Origin of the sequence: Amycolatopsis pretoriensis, assembly GCF_900107925.1 — a bacterium.
GTDB classification, from domain to species: Bacteria; Actinomycetota; Actinomycetes; order Mycobacteriales; family Pseudonocardiaceae; genus Amycolatopsis; species Amycolatopsis pretoriensis.
In genome coordinates this window covers 253,461-274,075 of record NZ_FNUJ01000001.1, presented here as the reverse complement: position 1 = coordinate 274,075, position 20,615 = coordinate 253,461, and the positions used below count along the sequence as shown (strand labels likewise).

22 protein-coding genes are annotated in these 20,615 nt (G+C 73.2%); 14 read left to right on the top strand and 8 right to left on the bottom strand.

The window, feature by feature from the left end:
- Positions 1-15: 15 nt before the first annotated feature.
- The 5 genes from BLV96_RS01330 to BLV96_RS01310 are packed head-to-tail and all read left to right on the top strand — an operon-like array spanning position 16 to position 3,574.
- Positions 16-642, top strand: coding sequence for an STAS domain-containing protein (locus BLV96_RS01330; RefSeq protein ID WP_086683327.1), 627 nt, complete (start codon positions 16-18; stop codon positions 640-642).
- Positions 639-1,028, top strand: a complete 390-nt coding sequence (locus tag BLV96_RS01325; protein WP_086683330.1) for an STAS domain-containing protein — start codon at positions 639-641, stop codon at positions 1,026-1,028. The genes BLV96_RS01330 and BLV96_RS01325 overlap by 4 nt, the downstream gene beginning before the upstream one ends.
- Positions 1,018-1,446 (top strand): ATP-binding protein, encoded by a 429-nt coding sequence (locus tag BLV96_RS01320; RefSeq protein ID WP_086683333.1) that lies wholly within the window; start codon positions 1,018-1,020, stop codon positions 1,444-1,446. The genes BLV96_RS01325 and BLV96_RS01320 overlap by 11 nt, the downstream gene beginning before the upstream one ends.
- A complete protein-coding gene (locus BLV96_RS01315; RefSeq protein WP_091388648.1) occupies positions 1,443-2,408 on the top strand; it encodes a SpoIIE family protein phosphatase in 966 nt (321 codons plus the stop codon). Before BLV96_RS01320 ends, BLV96_RS01315 begins: the two co-directional genes overlap by 4 nt.
- A complete protein-coding gene (locus BLV96_RS01310) occupies positions 2,408-3,574 on the top strand; it encodes a PP2C family protein-serine/threonine phosphatase (protein WP_091388646.1) in 1,167 nt (388 codons plus the stop codon). Before BLV96_RS01315 ends, BLV96_RS01310 begins: the two co-directional genes overlap by 1 nt.
- A 6-nt stretch (positions 3,575-3,580) precedes the next feature.
- Here the strand turns inward: BLV96_RS01310 and BLV96_RS01305 are convergent, their stop codons facing one another.
- The gene (locus BLV96_RS01305) at positions 3,581-3,961 is read right to left on the bottom strand and encodes an ATP-binding protein (RefSeq protein ID WP_086679005.1); all 381 of its coding nucleotides are present in this window, start codon (positions 3,959-3,961) and stop codon (positions 3,581-3,583) included.
- Positions 3,962-4,179: 218 nt separating this feature from the next.
- Between BLV96_RS01305 and BLV96_RS01300 the strand changes: the two genes are divergently transcribed.
- Positions 4,180-4,419, top strand: a complete 240-nt coding sequence (locus tag BLV96_RS01300) for a hypothetical protein (RefSeq protein ID WP_244179996.1) — start codon at positions 4,180-4,182, stop codon at positions 4,417-4,419.
- A 60-nt stretch (positions 4,420-4,479) separates the two neighbouring features.
- Here BLV96_RS01300 and BLV96_RS01295 read toward each other — a convergent pair whose 3' ends face one another.
- The 3 genes from BLV96_RS01295 to BLV96_RS01285 all read right to left on the bottom strand — a co-directional run bounded on the left by BLV96_RS01295 (position 4,480) and on the right by BLV96_RS01285 (position 10,063).
- Complete coding sequence (locus tag BLV96_RS01295; protein ID WP_086679006.1) at positions 4,480-8,163, bottom strand: CARDB domain-containing protein; 3,684 nt, start codon at positions 8,161-8,163, stop codon at positions 4,480-4,482.
- 119 nt (positions 8,164-8,282) lie between these two features.
- Positions 8,283-9,140 (bottom strand): TIGR03619 family F420-dependent LLM class oxidoreductase, encoded by an 858-nt coding sequence (locus BLV96_RS01290; protein WP_086679007.1) that lies wholly within the window; start codon positions 9,138-9,140, stop codon positions 8,283-8,285.
- A gap of 41 nt (positions 9,141-9,181) precedes the next feature.
- Positions 9,182-10,063, bottom strand: coding sequence for an FkbM family methyltransferase (locus tag BLV96_RS01285; RefSeq protein WP_244179995.1), 882 nt, complete (start codon positions 10,061-10,063; stop codon positions 9,182-9,184).
- Between BLV96_RS01285 and BLV96_RS01280 the strand changes: the two genes are divergently transcribed.
- The 5 genes from BLV96_RS01280 (at position 10,062) to BLV96_RS01260 (ending at position 15,503) form a co-directional block, all read left to right on the top strand.
- A complete protein-coding gene (locus BLV96_RS01280; RefSeq protein ID WP_086679009.1) occupies positions 10,062-10,508 on the top strand; it encodes a hypothetical protein in 447 nt (148 codons plus the stop codon). The genes BLV96_RS01285 and BLV96_RS01280 overlap by 2 nt on opposite strands.
- Positions 10,509-10,934: 426 nt before the next feature.
- Positions 10,935-12,125: a sialidase family protein gene (locus BLV96_RS01275; protein ID WP_086679010.1), complete on the top strand. Its 1,191-nt coding sequence runs from the start codon at positions 10,935-10,937 to the stop codon at positions 12,123-12,125.
- A 5-nt stretch (positions 12,126-12,130) separates the two neighbouring features.
- On the top strand, positions 12,131-13,024 hold the full coding sequence (locus BLV96_RS01270; RefSeq protein ID WP_086679035.1) for an isocitrate lyase/PEP mutase family protein: 894 nt from the start codon (positions 12,131-12,133) through the stop codon (positions 13,022-13,024).
- 36 nt (positions 13,025-13,060) lie between these two features.
- Positions 13,061-15,052, top strand: a complete 1,992-nt coding sequence (gene ligA, locus BLV96_RS01265; RefSeq protein ID WP_086679011.1) for an NAD-dependent DNA ligase LigA — start codon at positions 13,061-13,063, stop codon at positions 15,050-15,052.
- A 58-nt stretch (positions 15,053-15,110) separates the two neighbouring features.
- Positions 15,111-15,503, top strand: a complete 393-nt coding sequence (locus tag BLV96_RS01260) for a hypothetical protein (RefSeq protein ID WP_086679012.1) — start codon at positions 15,111-15,113, stop codon at positions 15,501-15,503.
- 3 nt (positions 15,504-15,506) lie between these two features.
- Here BLV96_RS01260 and BLV96_RS49620 read toward each other — a convergent pair whose 3' ends face one another.
- Both BLV96_RS49620 and BLV96_RS01255 read right to left on the bottom strand, forming a co-directional pair.
- Entirely contained in the window at positions 15,507-15,647 is a 141-nt protein-coding gene (locus BLV96_RS49620) for a hypothetical protein (RefSeq protein WP_167379510.1), read from the bottom strand.
- A gap of 40 nt (positions 15,648-15,687) precedes the next feature.
- A complete protein-coding gene (locus BLV96_RS01255; protein WP_086679013.1) occupies positions 15,688-16,527 on the bottom strand; it encodes a phytanoyl-CoA dioxygenase family protein in 840 nt (279 codons plus the stop codon).
- Positions 16,528-16,609: 82 nt separating this feature from the next.
- On the opposite strand from BLV96_RS01255, the gene BLV96_RS01250 reads away from it, so the two are divergent.
- Entirely contained in the window at positions 16,610-17,611 is a 1,002-nt protein-coding gene (locus tag BLV96_RS01250) for a LacI family DNA-binding transcriptional regulator (RefSeq protein WP_086679014.1), read from the top strand.
- Here the strand turns inward: BLV96_RS01250 and BLV96_RS01245 are convergent.
- Positions 17,595-18,044 carry a hypothetical protein gene (locus BLV96_RS01245; protein ID WP_086679015.1) on the bottom strand — a complete coding sequence of 150 codons (450 nt, stop codon included), beginning with the start codon at positions 18,042-18,044 and terminating at the stop codon, positions 17,595-17,597. The genes BLV96_RS01250 and BLV96_RS01245 overlap by 17 nt on opposite strands.
- A 134-nt stretch (positions 18,045-18,178) precedes the next feature.
- Between BLV96_RS01245 and BLV96_RS01240 the strand changes: the two genes are divergently transcribed.
- The gene (locus BLV96_RS01240; RefSeq protein ID WP_244179994.1) at positions 18,179-19,348 is read left to right on the top strand and encodes a sensor histidine kinase; all 1,170 of its coding nucleotides are present in this window, start codon (positions 18,179-18,181) and stop codon (positions 19,346-19,348) included.
- Between the two features lie 23 nt (positions 19,349-19,371).
- Positions 19,372-20,016 carry a response regulator gene (locus BLV96_RS01235; protein WP_167379509.1) on the top strand — a complete coding sequence of 215 codons (645 nt, stop codon included), beginning with the start codon at positions 19,372-19,374 and terminating at the stop codon, positions 20,014-20,016.
- On the opposite strand, the gene BLV96_RS01230 is transcribed toward BLV96_RS01235, so the two are convergent.
- Positions 19,897-20,457 (bottom strand): RDD family protein, encoded by a 561-nt coding sequence (locus BLV96_RS01230; RefSeq protein WP_158104187.1) that lies wholly within the window; start codon positions 20,455-20,457, stop codon positions 19,897-19,899. The two genes, BLV96_RS01235 and BLV96_RS01230, sit on opposite strands and share 120 nt — an antisense overlap.
- Positions 20,458-20,615: the final 158 nt, after the last annotated feature.

Genomic DNA, 20,615 nt, shown 5'->3' with positions numbered 1-20,615 from the left:
TCGAGGAGGGGTTCGGTGCTGGGCACGGACGAGGGTCGGGTCCGGGAAGTGCTGGCGCGGACGCTGGCCGAGGACCAGGCCACCTTGGTGCGTGACTGGGCCGGGCAGCAGGCGGGCACCGGTCCGGAGAGCGACCGCGAGCTGCGGCGCGAGGCGACCGGCCTGCTGGAGGCCCTGGGCGGCGCCGTGGGCGGCACCTTGCCGGTGGCGCGGATCGCCGAGCGCGACCCGGGGGTGCGCGACGCGCTGACGTCGTGGTCGGAACGCCGGGCCCGCGTGGGCGCCGAGCCGTCGGCGGCCGCGATGGCGATGCTCGCGCTGAAGCGGACGATGCTGGGCGCGACCGAACGCCGCACCGAGGACTCCGCGCTGCGCTACCGGGCCGCGCTGCTGGTCGACGAGCTGCTCGCCAGCGCGCGCACCCAGGTCGTGATGAACAGCCTGCTGGAGGCGATCCAGGCCGACGAGGCGCGGGTGGCGATCATCGACATCACCGGCGTCCCGACCGTCGACACCGCGGTGGCGCAGCACCTGCTGATGGGCGCGGAGTGCGTCGTCAGCGGCATCCGCCCGTCGATCGCGCAGACCATCACCCAGCTGGGCATCGACGAACGCACCCGCCCGGGCGGGGTGAGCGGGTGAACGCCGGCCTGCCGATCCTCCGGCTCGGCGACGTCCTGCTCAGCGGGCTGCTGAGCGATCTCGACGACAAGACCGCGCTGGCGTTCACCGACGAGCTGACCGCGCGGATCGCGAACGAGGGCATCCGCGGCGTCGTCATGGACATCTCCCGGCTGGAGATCGTCGACTCGTTCGTCGCCCGCGTGCTCATGGAGATGGCGGGCGCCGGCCGGCTGCTCGGCGCGCGGATGGTCGTGGCGGGCATGCGCCCGGCCGTCGCGCTGACCCTGACCGAGCTGGGGCTGCAGTTCACCGGCGTCATGACCGCGCTCAACGCCGAACAGGCGATGGAGCTGCTGGGCCGGCGCCGTCCCGAGGCCGCCGAAGAGGCGCCTCATGCGCCCTGACGAGCGGCTGATCGGCGAGGAGCACGCCGTCCACCCGGTGCGGGTGGAGGAAGACCTGCTGGCCGCCCGCCACGCCGTGCGGGCCGGCGCGGTCGCCGCGGGCTTCTCGATCGTCGACCAGACGAAGATCGTCACCGCGGCCAGCGAGCTCGTCCGCAACGCCTACATCCACGGCGGTGGCGGCACCATGACCGTCGGCGTCGTCCGCGACGCGGGCAGGCGTGTCGGGCTGCGGCTGGAGGTGCGCGACGAGGGCCCCGGCATCGCCGACGTCGAGCAGGCGCTCGCCGACGGGTTCAGCACCGGCGCCGGGCTCGGCCACGGCCTCGGCGGCACCCGCCGCCTGGTCGACGACTTCCACCTCGACACCGCGCCCGGCCGCGGCACCACGGTCACCGTCGTGCGCTGGCAACCGTGACCGCGACCGTCGCGGCGCCGACCCACCGGATCCGCGTCGACCACCCGGGCGCCGCCGACGCCGCCGCCCGGGTCGCGCGGGAGACCGCGAACGACGCCGGGCTGCCCGACGTCCTCGCCGAACGCGCCGCCGTCGTGGCCGCCGCGCTGGCCGGCGCCATCGACGAGCACACCCGCGGCGGGTCGGTGTTCGTGCAGCGGTCGCTCACCGGGCGCGGGGTCGACGTGCTGGCCGCCGGCGACGGCCCGGGCACGGCCGACCTCGACCGCCGGCTGCTCGACGGCACCGGCCCGGACGAGGTCAAGCGGCTGGCGACCGGGTTCCGGATCACCTCCTCGCCGACGGCCGGGACGCTCGCCGCCGCGCGCGTCCTCGACCCGGCCGGACCGCCGTTTTCGGGGTCGGCCGGGCACTTCCGGCTGCCGCGCGAAGGCGAGGAGTACTGCGGTGACGCCGTCGCGCTGGCCGAGGTCACCGGCAGCCGCACCGCGTGCGTCGCCGACGGGCTCGGCCACGGCCCGGACGCCGCCGAGGCCGCGGACGCCGCGATGCGCGTGTTCACCGAGAACCCGGACCGGCCGCTGCCCCACCAGCTGACGAACATGCACCGCGCGCTGCGCACGACCCGCGGCGCCGCGGTCGCGCTGGTGCGGGTCGCGCCGCACCGGCTCGAGTTCTGCGGCGTCGGCAACGTCAGCGGCGCGACCGTCGGTGGCGCGTCGCGGCTGCTGCTCAGCACGCCCGGCATCGTCGGGTTCTCGCTGCCCGCGGCGCCGGTCCGGCAGCTCGCGCTGGCCGGTGACGAGGCCGTCGTGCTGCACACCGACGGCGTCGGCAGCGGCTGGCGCGGTCCCGGCCGGCCGGCGGACGTGCTGCTGTTCGCCGCGGACGTCGCCCACCGGTACCGTGATCCGCACGACGACGCCGCCCTGCTCGCCCTGCACCCGGAACGCCCCGCCTGATGCACGACCACCTCGCCCGCCTCCGGCGGGAGCTGCGCACCGCCTGCGGTGCGGCCGGTGTGCCCGCCGACGACCGCGCGCGCCTGGTGCTGGCCGTGACGCTGCTCGCCGAACCCGCCTTCGCCGCGGGGGAACCCGTCGATGTGACGACGGTGGCCGAAGGGCACCGGCTGGCCGTCACCGTCCGGTTCGCCCACGCCGTGAGCCGGCGGCGGCGCGACGAACTGCCGCTGCTGCCCGAAGCCGGCGCCGACGGCACGCTCACCTGGCACCTCACCGGCGGCCGGCCGGCGACCGAACCGGCCGATCTCGACGACGAACCGGCGACCCGCGCGGAGATGCTCGCGCTGGTCGCCCGCGCCGACAAGCTGACCCAGGAGCAGCGGGACCTCAAGCACGAGCTCGCCGAGACCAACAGCGGCGTGCTCGCGATGTACGTCGACCTCGAACAACGCGACGAGCAGCTGCGGCGGGCGCACGCGCACATCTTCCGCGAGCTGGAGGACGCCCTCCGCCCGCCGCCGCCGGTGGTGCCGGGGCTGGAGCTGGCCGTGCACTACTCCCCGACCGGCGGCGACCTCTACGACTGGTTCGTCCTGCCCGGCGGCGACCTGCACGTGACGCTCGTCGACGCGGTCGGCCACGGCGTCACCTCGACCCGGCACGCCCTGACCGTCACCCACGCGATCCGGACGCTCGCCCTGGAAGGGCACCCGTTCCCGGACCTGATCGCCCACACCGCCCGCACCCTCGCCGCGATCGAACCCGGGCTGATGGCCACGGTCCTGCTCGCCCGCGTGGACCCGGTGACCGGGCGCACGCGGCTCGCGAACGGCAGCCACCCGGAGCCGCTGCTGGTCACGGCGGCGGGCGACGCGCGGCTGCTGCCCTCACCCCTCATCGGCCGCGGGATCGGCTTCCCGGATCCCGGCAGCCGGCGGCTGGTCGAGGTGGACCTCGCGCCGGGCGACACGCTGCTGCTGTACACCGACGGTTTGGTGGAGAGCCGCAAGGACATCGACGAAGGTCAGGCCCGGCTGCTGCCGCTGGCCCGCGACCTGCGCACCCGGCCGGCCGCCGTCCTGCCCCGCGAGCTGGTGGCCCGGATGCACGACTTCGTCACCTACGCCGACGACACGGTGGCCATCGCCCTGCGCCGGGGCTGACCCGGCTCAGGAGGCGAGCGGGATCTCCGCCCAGACCGTCTTCCCGCCGTCCGGGCGGTGGAAGTACCCGCGCCGGTCGGAGCACGCGGCGACCAGGGTGAGCCCGGTCCCGGCCGGCGCGGCGTCGGGCACGACCGGGTCGAACCACGCGGACCCGCCGGCGTCCTCCACCCCGATCCACACCGCGGCGTCGGCGCAGACCAGCAGCGCACGCAGTGGTCCGGCGGCGTGGCGGACCGCGTTGGTCGCCAGCTCGCCGGTGATCAGCACGACGTCGGCGGCGATCCCGGCCGGCACGTTCCCCGCGGCCAGGCGCTCACGCACCCAGGACCGCACCAGCCTGATCTGCACCGGCTCCGGCGCGAACTCGAAACTTTCGGGCGTCACGTCTTCGGCACCTCCCCCAGAAGGATTGTCCGGGAACGGAGTGACCGCTCCGGGCCGTCCTCACACGTGGATTAGCACGAACGGACGCACCCACTCGTCGCGCGGGCGCCACTGGGCGGGCGATTCCGGCCGCTCACCGCAGCCCGGGCCGCCGGCCTGTTACAGATCCCGGCCGGTGCGCGACACCACCGTGGAGCATGAAGGGGAGAGCGGGGTCGATGAGGGGCGAACGGCAGGTGCGGCTGCGGCTGGGCACCCGCGCGGTCTCGGTGCCCGCCGGGCACGGCCGCGAAGTCGTGGAGTACGCCGGGGTGACCGTCCTGCGGGTCGAGGACGGCGAACCGGTGGAACAGGCGTGGGTCCCGGTCGGGACCTGCCCCAGCTACGCCGACGACGAAGCGCTGATCGCCGCCTGGCACGCGGCCCTGGTGTGGAGCCGCTCCCCCACCGACGCGTGATCCCGGGCCGTCGAGCCCCGGTGACAGGCAGGGTGCCGGGTCGCCCCGGCACCCGGTCCCCTACCTGGCCCCGCGCCGGCCCGTCGCGACCACCGCCGGGACAGGAGCCCCGTTGACCACGAACTGCGAGCCCGGCTCGATGACGACGTCACCCTTGGCCGATCCGGTGATCCGCACGTTCGTCAGCGTCGCGCTGCCGCGGGCGCCGCTCATCGCGAGGATCCCGGCCCCGTTGTTCGACTTGTCGACGGTCACGTTGGTGATCGCCGCGGTCACCACGCCGCCACCGGTCTTGAACTGGATGCCGTCGTAGGTCGAGTCGTGGATCTCGGTGTCCCGCAAGGTCACCCCCGGGATGTCCTTGCCCTGCGCGAAGAACGTGATCGCCCCGAACTTCTGCTGTTCGCCCCAGAAGACCCCGCCGCAGCGGTAGAGGGCGTTGTTGGCGATCGTCGTCTGCCCGGAGAACGGCAGCGGGTCGTGGTCGGTCGCCAGCATGATGCCCGGGTAGTTCATCGTGTCGTAGACGAGGTTGTTCTCGATCCGGTTCCCGTACCCGCCGTAGATCGCGATGCCGTTGGCGCGCCAGGGAAGCTGGACCGTGTTGTTGGTGAACGCGTTGTCGTGCCCGATGTCGGTCGAGGTGTCCTTCACGTACTGGTTGGCCCACACCGCCATCGAGTCGTCACCGGTGGTGCGGAAGGACGAGTTGAACACCTTCGAGTTGCGGGTGCCGTTGGTGAAGTTGATGCCGTCGGCGTAGGTGTCGCGGATCCGCATGCCGCTGAACTCGAGGCCGTCGGCCGGGCCCCACAGCTCGGGCTTGTTGCTGTAGTCGCGGCCGACCCAGACCCCGACGTTCGCGTGTTCGATCCACACGTTCGAGATCTTCGTGCCGGTGCCGAACCGGCCGTTGAGCCCGACGCCGCCCTCGGCGTTGCCGTCCCCGCCGCGGATCCGGCCGGACCCGAAGATGGCGATGTCCGAGAGCTGCACGTTCTTGTCGATGTCGAACCCGAAGTTGCCTTCGTGCGGGTGGTTGATCGTGCCCGCGTCCTGCGGCTGGATCAGCGAGTACAGCTGCGAGCGCCACATGCCGGCGCCGCGGATCGTCACGTTCGAGATGCCGACCTGGTTGTACTGACCGCCGCCGTTGGGCACGGTCGGGTCGTCGGTCAGGATCTTGGCTTCCTGCCGCCACTGCCCTTCCGGGATCCAGACGCAGGCGATCCTGCCGTTCTGGTCGTCGGTGACCGCGCGCTGGATGGCCGGGGCGTCGTCGACGCCGTCGCCGGACACGGCGCCGTACTCGGTGATCGACGTGCACTCGGCCGGCTTCGGCAGCGCCGGGGCCACCTGTTCCAGGTCGACGAGGTCGATCACGTAGTACGCCGCGTTGTCGCCGTTGTCCCGCTGCAGCCGGAACTTCGTGCCCGGCGGGTACGACTGGGAGAGCAGCGCGTGCGACTCGTCGAACAACCGCCGCGCGTCGCTCCCCGGGGTGTTCGTCAGGCCTTCGGGGTCGTCGGTGGTGCCGTAGAGCCAGCTGTGCGTCGAGGACAGCGTCAGCTTCTGCGCGAAGGTCCCGTTGACGTACAGGCTGAGCGTGTAGTCCTGCCCGCCGCCGCCCGGGGCGTCGGGGACCGAGTTGCGCACGACGATCGAGTTCGCCTGGTTCGCCGACGTCACCTCGACGTACTGGCCCTGGCTCGCCAGCCGGACGGACTGGCGGCCCGAGGACTCGGTCGCGAAGTTCGTGTGCCCGAACGTGCGCAGCGCGTCGGTCTGGAGCAGTTGTCCTTGGTACTGCGCGGATTCCGCCTCGTACTCGGTGTACGGCACGGCCGCGCCGCGACCGACGACGATCGCCCGCGACAGCTCGTTGTTGGACTCGTTGGTCTCCGCGACCGTGTTCGTCGCGTCGGCGGTCGCGGTGAGCGTGGCGCCGCCGTTGGTGGCGGTCCACGTGCCGGAGATCGCGACGGTCGCCGTGGCGCCGGCCGCGATCGTGCCCGTGGCGCCGGTCAGGGTAGTCGTGCCGGCGGTCAAGCGGGTCACCGACGTGCCGGAGGCGGTGGTGCCGCGGTTGTGCACCGCGACGCTGAACGACACCGCCGCGCCCGCCGCCGGGTTGGGCGGGTTGGACGTGATGCCGGTGACCTCGAGGTCCGGCCCCGGCGCCTGGGCGATCACCAGCGGCGTCGGTGAGGTGAAGGTGTTGTTGGTGTCGTCCTGCTCGACGACCGTGCCGGCCGGGTCGACCGTGGTCGAGACGCTGTAGGTGCCCTGCGGGCGGGTGCCCGCGTTCACCGTCACGGTCGTGGCCGCGCCGGCGGCGAGGGCGCCGACGGGCGCGGTGCCGACGACCGTCCCGCCCAGGCTGACGGTGGCGGTCGTGGCGGCCGAAGCCGCGGTGCCCGCGTTCTTCACGGTCGCCGAGACCGAAACCTGGCTGGTCTCCGTCGGGTTCGCCGGGGTCCACGTCGTGCCGGTGACGACGAGGTCCGGGTTCGGCGCCGGCGTGCCGAACACCTGGTATTCCGCCACCTGCCCGCCGGGCGCGCCGGAGTTGGTGGTGAACCGCAGCCGGACGTCGGCCACCCGCCCGCTGACGGGGATGGTGACGGTGTTCTGGTTGGCCGCCGGGTCGAAGCGGTAGTCGGCGCCGGCCTTCAGCGTGGTGAACGCCGTGGCGCCCTGGTCGCGGCCGAGCACCTCGAAGGTCTGCGTCCGCGCACCCCAGACCGCGTCCGGGTTCAGCTTCACGACGACCTGGTCGAGGTCGGCGTTCGCGCCGAGCTTGACGGTCAGCGTGCCCGGCTGCCCGGAGGCTTCCCAGTAGGTGCCGGTGTTGCCGTCGTTGGCGTTGGCGGCGACGAAGGAGAAGACGCTCGAGGAGGCCTCGATCGGCTTGCCCGCGGCGAGGTTCTGCCCGGCCTGGGTGCCCTGGCGCACGACGTGGTTGCTGTCGGCCGACTCGTGCCCGGCGGCGTCCTTGGCGCGCACGAAGTATTCGACGCGTGTGCCGGCGGGCCGCGTCTCGGTGAAGCCGGTGCCGGTGACCGTGGTGACGGCGGCGCCGTCGCGGTAGACGGTGTAGCCGGTGACGCCGACGTCGTCGGTCGAGGCCGACCAGGTGAGCTTGATCTGCCCCGAGCCCGGTTCGGTGAGCGAGAGGTTCGCCGGCGCGGTCGGAGCCTGCGTGTCGCCGGAATCGTGGCCGTACAGCTCGAACTCCGCGAGCTGGGCGGCGGGCCACTGGCTGTTCGCGGTGACGTTCAGCCGGACGTACCGGGTCGAGGCGGTCACCGGGATCGTGACGGTGCCGGTGCCGGCCGCGAAGGCATACCCCGTGGCGGCGGCGAGGTCGGTGAACGCCGTGCCGTCGGTGCTGCCGCGCACGGCGAGGGTTTCGGTGCGGGACTCCCAGGTCGCGGGCAGCTTCAGCACGATCCGCGAGAGCGTCTTCGTGGAGCCCAGGTCGGCCTGGATCCACTGCGGGAACGCGTTGTTCGCGGACTCCCAGTAGGTGGCCTGGTTCCCGTCGACGGCGTTGGCGACGGGGTAGCCGGGCAGCGCGCTGCTCGCCGACACCGTCCTGGTCAGGGGCACGTCGGCGAGCGCGGCGGGCTGCGCGGCCGTGCCCGGCGGAGCGCTCGCGGCGGCGGCGAGGGACAGCCCGGCGGCGGACAGCCCCACGGCGAGGAATCCGGCGACGAGCCGGGACAGGCGCGTTCGAGTCATGGCGTCTTCTCTTCTTCGAGACGGCGGGGAGGGGACTCAGAGCCACCCGAGCATGCAACAAGTGAGCGCCGTCACGCAAGAACTTGACACCGACCAGAAAATTTTAGACTTCGGACAGATCACCTGATTGGCGCAAGCGCGAACCTCTCGGCGAAGGCCGCCAGCTCCTCCCGCTGGGCGACCGGGTCGGCGGTCGAGGGGCTCACGACCAGCCGGGTCACGCCCTCGTTCGCGAGCCCCTCGACGTCCACTTCGGACATTCCGAGCGAGCCCCATCGCGTGTACTGCAAGGCATCCGGGTCCCGGCCGGCTTCTGCCGCGGCCGTCCGGGCGAGGCCGAGCTGACGGCGGCGCTCGTCCGGGGTGAGCCGGCCGCCCGGGAAGTAGCCGTCACCACGGCGCCCGGCCCGCCGCGCGGCCGCCGGGCTCGAGCCCCCGACGTGGATCGGCAGCCGGCCGGTCGGCTTCGGGAAACTGCAGACGTTCTCGAAGCGGAAGAACTCGCCGTCGTGGCTGACGCCGGTCTCGTCGCCCTCCCAAAGCAGCCGCAGGACGTCGAGCGCCTCGTCGGCGCGGCGGCCGCGGGTGGCGAAGTCGACCCCGGCCGCGGCGGCCTCCCCGGGCAGCGCGCCGACGCCGACGGTGAGCAGCCGCAGGCGCCCGCCGGAGAGCAGGTCGAGGGTCGCCAGCCGCTTGGCGAGCACGACCGGGTGGTGGTACGGCAGCAGCAGGACGCCGGTGCCGAGCAGGATCCGCCGCGTCCCGGCGGCGACGAAGGCCAGGCACTCGAGCGGGTCACCGTAGGGCAGCGCCGGGTCCAGCGTCATCGCCCCGATCTTCGTGCCGGGTTGCAGGGCGATGTGTTCGGGAAGGTAGAGCGATTCGAAGCCGAGTTCTTCGGCGTCACGCGCGAAGCGAGTGAGGGTGGCGGGGTCGACGCCGAGGTGCGGGGTGCTGTAGCTGATTCCGAACTTCACGGGCGTGACGCTAAAGCTTGCCGCGCCCGGCAAGGCAATGGTCAGCGCAGTGCGAACACCATCCCGATGTCGGCCGCCCGCTGGACCGGGTCCTGCACCGCCTCGACCGTGAACCCGCGCGCGGTGAACACTTCGCGGACGCGGTCGCGGTTGTCCGCCCACCGCTCCACCTCGACGACCGCTTGGCGGACGAGCGGCCAGTGCCGGTCTTCGATGCCCCGCAGCACGTCCAGCTCGGCGCCCTCGACGTCGACCTTCAGCAGGTCGATGCGGTCGATGCCCTCCTCGTCGAGCACCGGCGAGAGCGGCCGGACGCGGACGCGGTGCGTCTCCAGCTCCCGCATCACCCGCAGCTTGCGGCCGACGAGCCCGCGCAGCACGGGCGCCGGCACGCGGCGGGCCGCCGAGCCGAGGCCGCCCCGGCGGATCATCTCGACGATGCTGGCCGTGACGCGGCGGCGCTCGGCCTCGACGTTGCCCTCGTCGCGCCACGACGAGGAGAAGATCGTCGCGCCCGGGAAGTAGCTGAAGTCGAGCTCGTCCTCGCCGGCCGCGAGCCCGAAGGGCAGCGCTTTCAGCCGGCCCGCGAAGAAGTCGTCGCCGTTGCGCGCCAGCTTCTCGAACAGCGGCGGCAGCGGCTCGAAGGCGTAGATGCGCACGTCACCGGCCAGCCGTTCGTAAACGGCCGCGGAAAAGACGCCGACGTTCGCACCGACGTCCAGGACGGTCGCGCCGGGCTCGAGCCCGACCCCGTTGGAGAAGTAACCGCCGACCTCTTCGCGCAGGAACGACACTTCCCACGGGTTGATGCTGTGCAGGTCCATCGTCACGCGCAGAGGCTTATCAGTCCCGGCCCGCGCGAGCCAGCCCCATCGGTAGGTCACCCGATCGTGGACGGCCGCGTGGGCCACACTGGAGGGCATGACCACGACGCTGCTCATCACCCGCCAGCTCGAGGTGCACGACCACCTGCTGGCCCGGGGCTGGCGGCTCGACGGCGACACCGGCCCGGCCGACGTCAAGTTCCTCGACGACGCCACGGCGGGCTGGTCGTACCCGGCCAGCTTCGGCGGCCGGCGCACCAACGAAGTCGGCGACACGACACCGATGGTCCTGCAGTGCTACTTTACCTTCGGCGACGAGGGCGAAGTGGTGTTCGGGGTGCTCCCAGCGGGCAACCTGCGCGGCAGCGGGTGCGCGAAGCACGACACGAGGGAGCGGCTGTTCCCGCTGACCGGGACGGGTCACGTGGACTTGGTGACGCTCACGGCGATGGTGGAGGAGCTGGAGCCCCTGGCGCGGGCGCACGACGTGCGCGCGCTGGTGGAGTGCCGGTACTTCGGCCCGTGCGGGACGCGCCGGCGGTAGCCGGGCAGCGATCGGGCGGGTCCGGGCGGCCTGGGGTCCGGGCGGCAGCGCCGGCTGGGTCCGGGCGGCAGCGCCGGGTGGGCGCTGGTAGCCGGCTGCCCGCGGTCCGCGCGGCCGAGCCTAGCGAGTGCCGGCGGCCCCTCGGCTCGGGTGACCGAGCCTGCTGAGCGCTGACAGCCTCCCCCACCCGGTCCGCATACCGCGAATGTCGCATTCGGGGCGTCGGAGGTCCCGAATGCGACTTTCGCGACCTGCGCACGCGCGGCCGGCCGAGCCGGGTCCACCACCCCACCGCCCGGAAGTAGCCGTCCCGGCGCGCAACGTAAACCTTGACGAGCGCGCGCGACCTCCCTAGGTTTGCCGGACATAGGACGTCAGACATCCCATGTCCTACCTCGACGAGGAGGTCGAACCCCGGTGTCCCCGATGCGCAGACTCGGCACGATCCTGCTGGCCGCCGCCACCCTGGGCCTGCCCTTCATCCCCGCCGCCACCGCGGCTCCCGGCTGCACTTCCTCGGTGCCCTTCACCTCGGGCACCGACGGCTACGACACGTTCCGCATCCCCGCGGTCGTCCGGGCCGCGAACGGCTCCCTGGTCGCCTTCGCCGAAGGGCGGCGCGACTCGGCCGGGGACTCCGGGGCCATCCAGACCGTCTCGCGCAGCTCGCGCGACGGCGGCTGCACCTGGGGACCGCTGTCCGTCGTCGACAGCAACGGCGACGCCACCGCCGGCAACCCGACGCCGGTGCTCGCGCGCGATGGCGAGCTCGTCCTCCTGACCGTCCACAACGGACTCGTCTCGGAGAAGCAGATCATGTCCGGCCAGGCGTCCGCGCAGGACACCCGGCGCGTCTTCGTGCTGCGCAGCCGGGACAACGGGCGCACGTGGAGCAAAGCCCGGGACATCACCGCCGACGCGAAACTGCCCGGCTGGCGGTGGTACGCCACCGGCCCCGGGCACGCCACCCTGCTGCGCCACGGCCCGCACGCGGGCCGGATCGTCGTGCCCGCCAACCACTCCAGCTCCCCGCCCACCGGCTCGGCCGACGTCGGCACCGAGGCGAAGTACTACGGCGGCCACGACCTCTACAGCGACGACAACGGCCGCACCTGGCGCATCGGCTTCACCGACGACCGCACCGACGGCGTCGTCGCCGCGAACGAGACCACCGCGACCGAACTGCCCGACGGCACCCTCTACTTCTCCAGCCGCAACCAGGGCTCCGCCGCCGAGCACCGCGTCGACGGCTACAGCGTGGACGGCGGGAATACGCTGGTGAAGTCCTACCAGCCGCAGCCGGCGCTGTCCGGCACGAAGGTCGAGGGCAGCGTCCTGCAGACGACCGTCCCGTGGCTGCTCGTGTACTCGGGCCCGGCCGACCCCGCCACGCGCGCCGTCATGCAGCTGCGGCTGAGCGGCGACCGCGGGCGCACTTGGCGCGCCGGCCCCACGCTCACCACCGGGCCCGCCGCCTACTCCGACCTGGTCCAGGCCGACCCCGCCACGCTGGGCGTCCTGTACGAGGCGGGCACGGCGGGCCCGTACGAGAAGATCGTGTTCGAGCGGGTGCGTTTGGCTCCGGGACAGCTCGGGAACGCCTCCGCCGGGAGGTGATCGCCGTGGCCGATCTGCTGGGTCCGCGGGTGCCGGGGCCGGCCCGGCTGCGGGAACTGCTGGCCGCCGGCGAGCCGGTCGTGGCGCCGGGCGCGTTCGACGCGCTCAGCGCCCGGCTGGTCGAGGCGGCCGGGTTCCCGGCCGTGTACATGACCGGTTTCGGCACGACGGCGTCGCTGCTCGGCCGGCCCGACGTCGGCCTGCTGACCATGACCGAGATGGTGCAGGCGGCGGGCCGGCTCCGGCAGGCCGTCGAGGTGCCGGTGATCGCCGACGCGGACACCGGCTACGGCAACGCGCTGAACGTGATCCGCACGGTCCGCGAGTACGAGGCCGCCGGCGTCGCGGCGATCCACCTGGAAGATCAGGTGGCCCCGAAGCGCTGCGGCCACCTCGAAGGCAAGCGGGTGGTCCCGGCGGCGACGATGGCCGACCGCGTCCGGGCCGCGGTCGCCGCCCGGCACGACCCGGACTTCCTGCTGATCGCCCGCACCGACGCCCGGGCGGTCGAGGGCCTGGACGCGGCGATCGACCGGGCCCGCCGCTACCGCGACGCGGGCGCGGACATGCTGTTCGTCGAGGCGCTGCAGTCCGAAGCGGAGATCGAGCGGGTGGCCGACGTCTTCCGCGGCGTGCCGCTGCTGTTCAACTGGGCCGAGGGCGGCAAGACCCCGCCGCTGGGCCGGAACCGCCTGCGGGAGCTGGGGTTCCGGCTGGTGATCTGTCCGATCTCGACACTCCTCGCGGCCACCGAGGCGATGCGCGCGGTCCTCGGCCGGATCGCCGCGGACGGCACGCCGGCCAGGGTGGTCGACGACCTGCCGGGGTTGACCGACTTCGCGAACCTGGCCGGCCTGCCCGAGATCGAGGACATCGCGGGCCGCTTCGGCGACGGCTGACCATTTTTGTCGGTGCTGCCCGGTAATGTCCTGTCCGTGGAAGCACGGGAACGCATTCAGGAGCTCGCCGATCGCATCGTGGTCCTCCGCGACGCCTACTACCGGGGTTCGCCCGTCGTGGCGGACGCCGAGTACGACGCGGTCGAGGACGAGCTGCGGGCGCTCGTCGAGGCGAACCCGGAGCTGACGCCGGACCCGAATCCGCTCGACCAGGTGGGCGCGCCGGCCGTGCTGCACGCGCCGATCCGGCACTCGCGGCCCATGCTATCGCTGGAGAAAGCCACCAAACCCGAGCAGGTCGAGGCCTTCTTCGGCCGCTTCCCCGGCCAGCCCGTCGTCGTCATGCCGAAGCTGGACGGCCTGTCGCTCGCCGTCGTCTACGAGGAGGGCCGGCTGCAGCGGGCCGTCACGCGCGGGGACGGCACGACCGGCGACGACGTCACCGTGCTGGTCCGCGCCCTCACCGACGGCATCCCCGACCGGCTCGACGCCCCCGGCCGGGTCGAGGTGCGCGGCGAGGCCGTCATGCTGCGTTCCACCTTCGCCGCCTACAACGAGGCACACCCGGACAAGCCGCTGATCAACCCGCGCAACGCCGCCGCCGGCACGCTGCGGGCCAAGGATCCGGCCACCGTCGCCGAGCGGCGGCTTCAGTTTTTCGCCTTCGACCTCTACACCGACCCCGACAGCGCGGACACCGACCTGGGCGGCGCGCTGCACACCCTCGGCTTCACCGCGGCCGACATGCGCCGGTGCGCCGACGCCGCCGCCGCGCAGGAGGTGATCGGCGAGATCGAGCAGCGGCGGGGCGACCTGGACTACGACCTCGACGGCGCCGTCCTGCGCCTGGCCGACCGGGACGCCTACGCCGCGGCCGGCACCCGGTCGAGCTCGCCGCGCGGTGCGCTCGCCTTCAAGTTCGCCGCCGAGGAGAAGACCACCATGCTCGTCGATGTCCGCTGGGACGTCGGCAAGACCGGCAAGATCGCCCCGGTCGCGTGGCTGGAACCGGTGTTCGTCGGCGGCACCACGGTCACCCGCGCCACCCTGGCCAACCAGGAGGTCATCAAGGCCCGCGGGATCAAGATCGGCGACACCGTCCTGGTCCGCCGCGCCGGCGACGTCATCCCGTTCGTGGCCGGCGTGCTCGACGCGTCGAAGCGCACCGGCGCCGAGCGGGAGATCGTCCCCCCGTCCGAATGCCCGTCGTGCGGGCAGCCGCTCACCGAGCAGGGCAACAGCCGGGAACTGTTCTGCACCAACGTCGCCTGCCCCGCGCAGACCGTGCGGCGGCTGATCCACTGGGCGTCGCGGGCCGCGGCGGACATCGACGCGATCGGCGGCGTGTGGATCGAGCGGCTGGCCGAATCCGGCGACCTCGAACACCCGTCGGACTTCTACCGGCTGACGAAGGAACGGCTGCTGGAGTTCGACCGCATCGGCGAGGTCTCGGCCACGCGCATGATCGAGTCGATTGACGGCAGCCGGTCGGTCGGGCTGCGCCGGGCGCTGATCGGGCTCGCCATCCCGATGGCGTCCGAAGGCACCGCCGCCCGCCTGTGCCGGGCCGGGTTCGGGTCACTGGAGGACGTCGTCGAGGCCGGGGCCGACGGGCTGGTCGCCGTCGAAGACATCGGGCCGAAGGTCGCCGCGTCGCTGATCGAACACCTCACGCGGCTGCGGCCCGAACTCGAGCGGCTGCGGGAACGCGGTGTCTCGCTGGACGTCCGCGAGGAGGACCTGCCGCCGGTCGTCGCGGCCGGCGCTCCCCTGGCGGGCAAGACCGTGGTCGTCACGGGCTCGATCAGCGACCCGCGCTCCGGCGAGAAGGTGCCCCGGCCGACGTTCCAGCGGCTGTGCGAAAAAGCGGGCGCGACCATCGCGTCGTCGGTCTCGGCGAGCACGGACCTGCTCATCACCGGCGCCGACGTCGGGGCCGCGAAACTGACCAAGGCCGAGAAGCACGGGGTGACCGTCGCCGACCAGAGTGAAATCTGGCCGCAGCTCATCGAAGCCGGGATCATCTGAGGCAGGGGCTCGTGAGATGCTGCGACCGCGCAGCAGGCCCGAGGGAGAGGCGGCACGGGTGACCACCTGGACCGATGTGATCAACTATGTCCGGACGCGGTACGAGGTCCTGGAGGACACCGACGGCTGGCTCCGGTTCCGCTTGGCGGGCCCGGACGGCCGCACGCAGCAGGTGACCGCGCACCACGTGGAAGAACTGCACGGCGGCGCGTGGGTCGAAATCTCCTCACCGGTCGGCTGGGCCGACAAGATCGACCTGCGGCGCCTGCTCGAACTGGCCGGCAACTCGGCGGTCGGCGGCGCGGCCGTGGTCGACGGCGTGGCACTGCTCAAGCACACCGTGCCGCTGGAGGACCTCAGCATCGAGCACGAGTTCGAGCGCCCGCTGAAGTCGGTCGTCGCCCGGGCCGACTCGCTGGAGCACGAGCTGACCGCGTCGGACGAGTTCTAGCGCCTACACGTGCATCGCGAGCCACAGCGCCATCCAGGCGAGGCACGCGAGCGCACCGCCCACTCCGAACGCCAGCAGCACGCGGCGCAACCCCGCGACGACCCCGGCCCGGCCCGACACTTCGGTGATCCCTGCTTCAGTCATGACTTCCTGATGCCCCGGGCCGGGGACGGCAAACATCCGGTCAGGAATCACCCATCACGAGGCCTTCGATCGTGTGCTTCTGGGTGATCGGCGTCAGGGTGTCGACGATCGGGCAGTGCAGGTGCGCCCGCACGGAGTCCGGAAGGGACGCCCAGAACTCGCGGGTCACGGCGGTGTCGTGGCGCTCGTCGTTGCCCGCGCCCGGTGCGTCGAGGCCGAGCACCAGGACCGGGCGGGACTTCGCCGAGTGGTTCGCGGTGCCGCGGTGCACGGTCAGCGCGGAGCGGATCGAGATGTCGCCCATCCGCGGGAACTTGCGGACGGCCAGCTCGCGGTAGCGCGGGTACGCCTCGCGCGGCGGGAACATGCCGTGGTCGAAGGCGGTCCCGTCGTCCCAGTGCGTGCCGGGCGCGATCTCGAACGGGCCCATGTCCGCCTCGGTGTCCACGGCGGTCACGTTGACGGCGAGCGAGTTCAGCCTGCGGTGGCGGGCCGTCTCCTCGGGCATCGGGAAGTCGCGGTGCCACGGCTGGTCGACGGCGCCGGCGAGCGGGACGTCGAAGCCGACCTCGACGATCCGGTAGTCCGGCCCGAGCACGGCTTCGGCGACCGCGGTGATCCACGGGTGGCCGGCCAGGTCGGCGAAGCCGCGCAGCTGTTCGGGGTGGATCTCGACGTAGAAGCGGTTCGGGCCGCGGCCGACCGCACCGTCCGGCCGGGCGCGGGCCTCGGCGAACGCCGTGTCGATGTCTTCGCCGAGCCGGGCGACCCACTCGCGGGGGAAGGCCCCGGGCAGGCCGATGATGCCGTCCTCGTGCAGCCGGTGAGTCAGGGACTCGACGTCGGCGGCGGGCAACGGCGAGGTCAGGTTCGTGGTCATGGGGACCTCCTAGGCGTCACGACGGCGTGGCGACTTCAGTTTGCAACGTGGCATGCCACGTTGCAAGAGGTACGCTGCGGTCGTGAACCCGAAACTGCGGGACGTGGCCGAGCACGCCGGGGTGTCGGTGCGGACGGTGTCCAACGTGGTCAACGGCTTCCGCTACGTGGCCCCGGCGACGCGCGAACGCGTGCAGGCGAGCATCGACGCGCTGGGCTACCGGCCGAACATGGCCGCCCGGACGCTGCGGCGCGGCCGGACCGGCCTGATCGCCCTGGTCGTCCCGGAAATCGACTCGCCGTACTTCGCCGAGCTGGCCGCGCGGACCGTCCGGATCGCCGAACGCCGCGGGCTGACCGTCCTCATCGACCAGACCGACGGGGACGCCGAGCGGGAGAAGCAGCTGCTGCACGGCCGGCGCAGCCAGCTCGTCGACGGCGTCCTGTTCAGCCCGTGGGCCGTGGCGCCCGCGGAGCTGGCCGCCCGCACCGACACCGTCCCGCTGGTGCTGCTCGGCGAGCACGACGGCGCGGCGGGCGTCGACCACGTCGCGATCGACAACGTCGCCGCCGCGCGCGAGGCCACCGGGCACCTGCTCGCCACCGGCCGGCGGCGCATCGCCGCGCTCGGCATCCAGCCGCGCTCCCTCAACGCGACCGCCCGCCAGCGGCTCGCCGGGTACCGCCAGGCGCTCGCGGAAGCCGGCGTACCCGCCGACCCGGACCTGGAGGTGCCCGTCCGGCGCCTGCACCGCGTCGACGGCCACTGCGCGCTGCTGGAGCTGCTCGACCGGGCCGAGCCACCCGACGCCGTCTTCTGCTTCACCGACGAGCTGGCCCTGGGCGCGCTGCGCGCGGCCGCGGACCGCGGGGTTTCCGTGCCGGAGGACCTGGCGCTGGTCGGGTTCGACGACATCGAGGACGGCCGGTTCAGCGTCCCGGCCCTGACGACGGTGTCGCCGGACAAGGACCGGATCGCCGAGCTGGCCCTCGACCGCCTGGCCGCCGAACCCGGCCCGCCGCGCTCGGTCGTCGCCCCGCACCGGCTCCTGGTGCGCGGGACCAGCGTCACGCCCGCCGGTTGACCACCCGCAGGATGAGCCACTGGTCGAACCAGGCCCCGGCCGTGGTCACGACGAGCATCACGAGGCCGAGGATCAGGTGCGTGTAGCTGTGCAGCGGCGCAGCGCTGTCGGTCAGCTTCGACAGTCCGAACTGGAGTCCCAGGCGCAAGGCGAACAGCACGGCGACGAGCGCGAGGGCCTGCTTGCTGCGCCAGATCGCGCGCAGGTACTTGCGGCGCCGGGACAGCAGCGTGAACCACAGCGTCAGGTGCACCGCGACGAGCACGAGCGGCAGGAACACGACCCAGTGGTACCGGTCGCTGAACTGCAGGCTCAGGTCGTTGGACGCCACCAGGAGCCCGACGAGCACGAAGTACCAGCCCGGCAGCCCCTCGATCTTCCCCGGCCGGCTGTCGGCCACGGCGTCGTCCTCTCGCATGAGAAATCGGTTCATGCTCCCCAGCCTCGCGGGAACGGCGTCGCGATCGATCAACCGGCGGTACGAGATTCCGCCGCCGTCTCCTACCCAGGTACGAACTCCGGGCGCGAACGCGGCGCCGGGCCGCCGGGTCAGGCACCATCGGGCAGGTGACCGACCGGATCCCGTGGACCGGCCGCCGCGGCCCGCTGGTGGCCGAGGCGGCCGTGCTCGGCGTGCTGGTGGTGCTCGACATGGTGTTCGCGGCCCGAGCCGTGCCGGGGCAGGGCCAGTGGACGACCATCGCGATCGAGTTCGCGCCCGGCGCCGGCCCGGTCGTCGCGGTGCTGGCCGTGCTGCGCCGCCGGTTCCCCGGCCACATCGCCGGGCTGGCCACGGCCGTTTCCGGGCTTTCGCTGCTGGGTTCGGGGATCGCGGCGGCGCTGGCCGTCGCGGGCACGCGCCTCCCGCCGCAGCCCGGCGCGGCCGAAACCCTCGCGATCGCGCTGGTGGTCGGCGCTTCCTGTCACCGGCTCTCGCCGCGGGCGGCCGCCCTCCAGGCCGTGCTCGGCGGCTGCGCGGCGACGCTCGCCCCGATCCTGCGCTACGGCACCGGCTCCCCCGCCGCGCTCTACGCCGCCGGGGCCGCCGTGGTCTGGGGCGGCGCGCTGGCCGGCGGTCTGGTGCTGCGCGACGCCGACGTCCGCCACCGCGTCGACGTCCTCGAACTCCGCTCGGCCGAACGGCTCCGGCTGGCCCGCGAGCTGCACGACCTCGTGGCGCACCAGATCACCGGGATCGTCGTGCGCGTCCAGGCCGCGCACCGGGTCGCCGAACGCACCGGCGGCGACACCGCGACGTTCGCCGAGCTCGAAACCGCGGGCGCCACGGCGCTTTCCGCGATGCGCCGGCTCGTCGGCGCGCTGCGCACGGGCGACGAAGACCTCTTCGTGCCGCCCGCCGACCTCGCCACCGCCGTGGACCGCGCGGTGCCCGACGACGACCGCATCCACCTCGACGTCAGCCCCGGCCTCGGCGAGCTCGCCGTCGCGCCGGAGGTCGTGACCACCGCGCACCGGCTGCTCACCGAGTCACTCACCAACGTCCGGCGGCACGCGCCCGACGCCGCCGAGGTCCGGGTGCTCGTCCACCACGAGCCGCCCGGCGAACTGCGCGTCGAGGTGGTCAACGACGGCGCCGCGCGGCCCGCGCGCCGCGGCGGCTACGGACTGCTCGGGATGGCCGAACGGGTCGCGGCGGTGGGCGGTACGGTGCACGCGGGCCCGGCGGACGGCCGGCGCTGGCGCGTGGTCGCGCGGCTGCCGCTGCGGCCGGGCTGACCGCCGCGGGAGGGGAGAGCGGGTTGCCGACGCGAGTGCTGATCGCCGACGACCAGGCGATGGTCCGCGCGGGGTTCCGGCTGATCCTCGAAGGCGAACCGGACATCGAGGTCGTCGGCGAGGCCGCCGACGGCGACCAGGCGGTGCGGCTGGCCCGTGAGCTGCGCCCCGACGTCACGCTGATGGACATCCGGATGCCCGGCGTGGATGGGCTGCGCGCGACCGAACTGCTGGCCGGCCCGGACGTCCCGGACCCGTTGCACGTGGTGATGGTGACGACGTTCGGGCTCGACGAGAACGTGCACGCGGCCCTGCGTGCCGGCGCGTGCGGGTTCCTGCTCAAGGACGCCGGGCCGAACCTGCTGATCGAGGCCGTGCACGCGGCGGCCCACGGCGAGGCGCTCGTCTCCCCCGCGATCACGACCCGGCTGCTCGAGCACTTCACGCGCGGCACGTCCCGGCCCGCGCCGGAAACCCCGCTGACGCCCCGGGAACTGGACGTCGTGCAAGCCGTGGCGCGCGGCGCGACGAACGACGAGATCTGCCGCTCACTCGTGGTTTCGCTGCCCACGGTCAAAACCCACATCGGCGCCGTCAAACGCAAGCTCGGCGCGCGGAACCGCACCGAAATCGCCATCTGGGCGTGGGAAAGCGGCCTGGTTCGGTAGTTTCGGTACGTGTTCGACGACCGTGCGCGCCACGACGTCGCCGAACCGCTGCCGGCGCCGCGTCACCAGCATCACCACGATGCCCGCGAGGCCCCACGCGAACCCGTCGACGACCATCAGCAGGTCGCGGACGAAGAACGCGCCCAACGTCGGGTGACCGCCGTCGAGGGTCCGGATCCGCAGGCGCAGCCAGCGCATGGCCGGCGTCTGCCCGCCGTGCCGGTAGGGCCACCACACGTTGACGAACACGAGACCGAGGAAGTCCAGCGCCAGCATGGTGTAGAGGACGACCTTGAGGAACGTGAGCAGGCCCGGGCCGTTCGGGTGGAACAGCCAGACCACGGCGATCGCGAGCAGCAGCATCGGCAGGAAGACGAGCAGCTCGTCGAGCAGGAACTGCACCAGGCGGCGGCCGACGACACCGATTCCCGGACGGGTCATGCGAACCATGATCCCGATCCTCGCGGTCGGGCGCGCGCTGAGTCGCCCTCATACCCAAGGCCGAGGCTCCGGCGGCGAGTTCGTCCTCCGGGCTGATCACCGGCGCCCGGCGCCGGGCCAGGCTCGGGCGCACCCCCACCCGGCGACGGAAGGACACC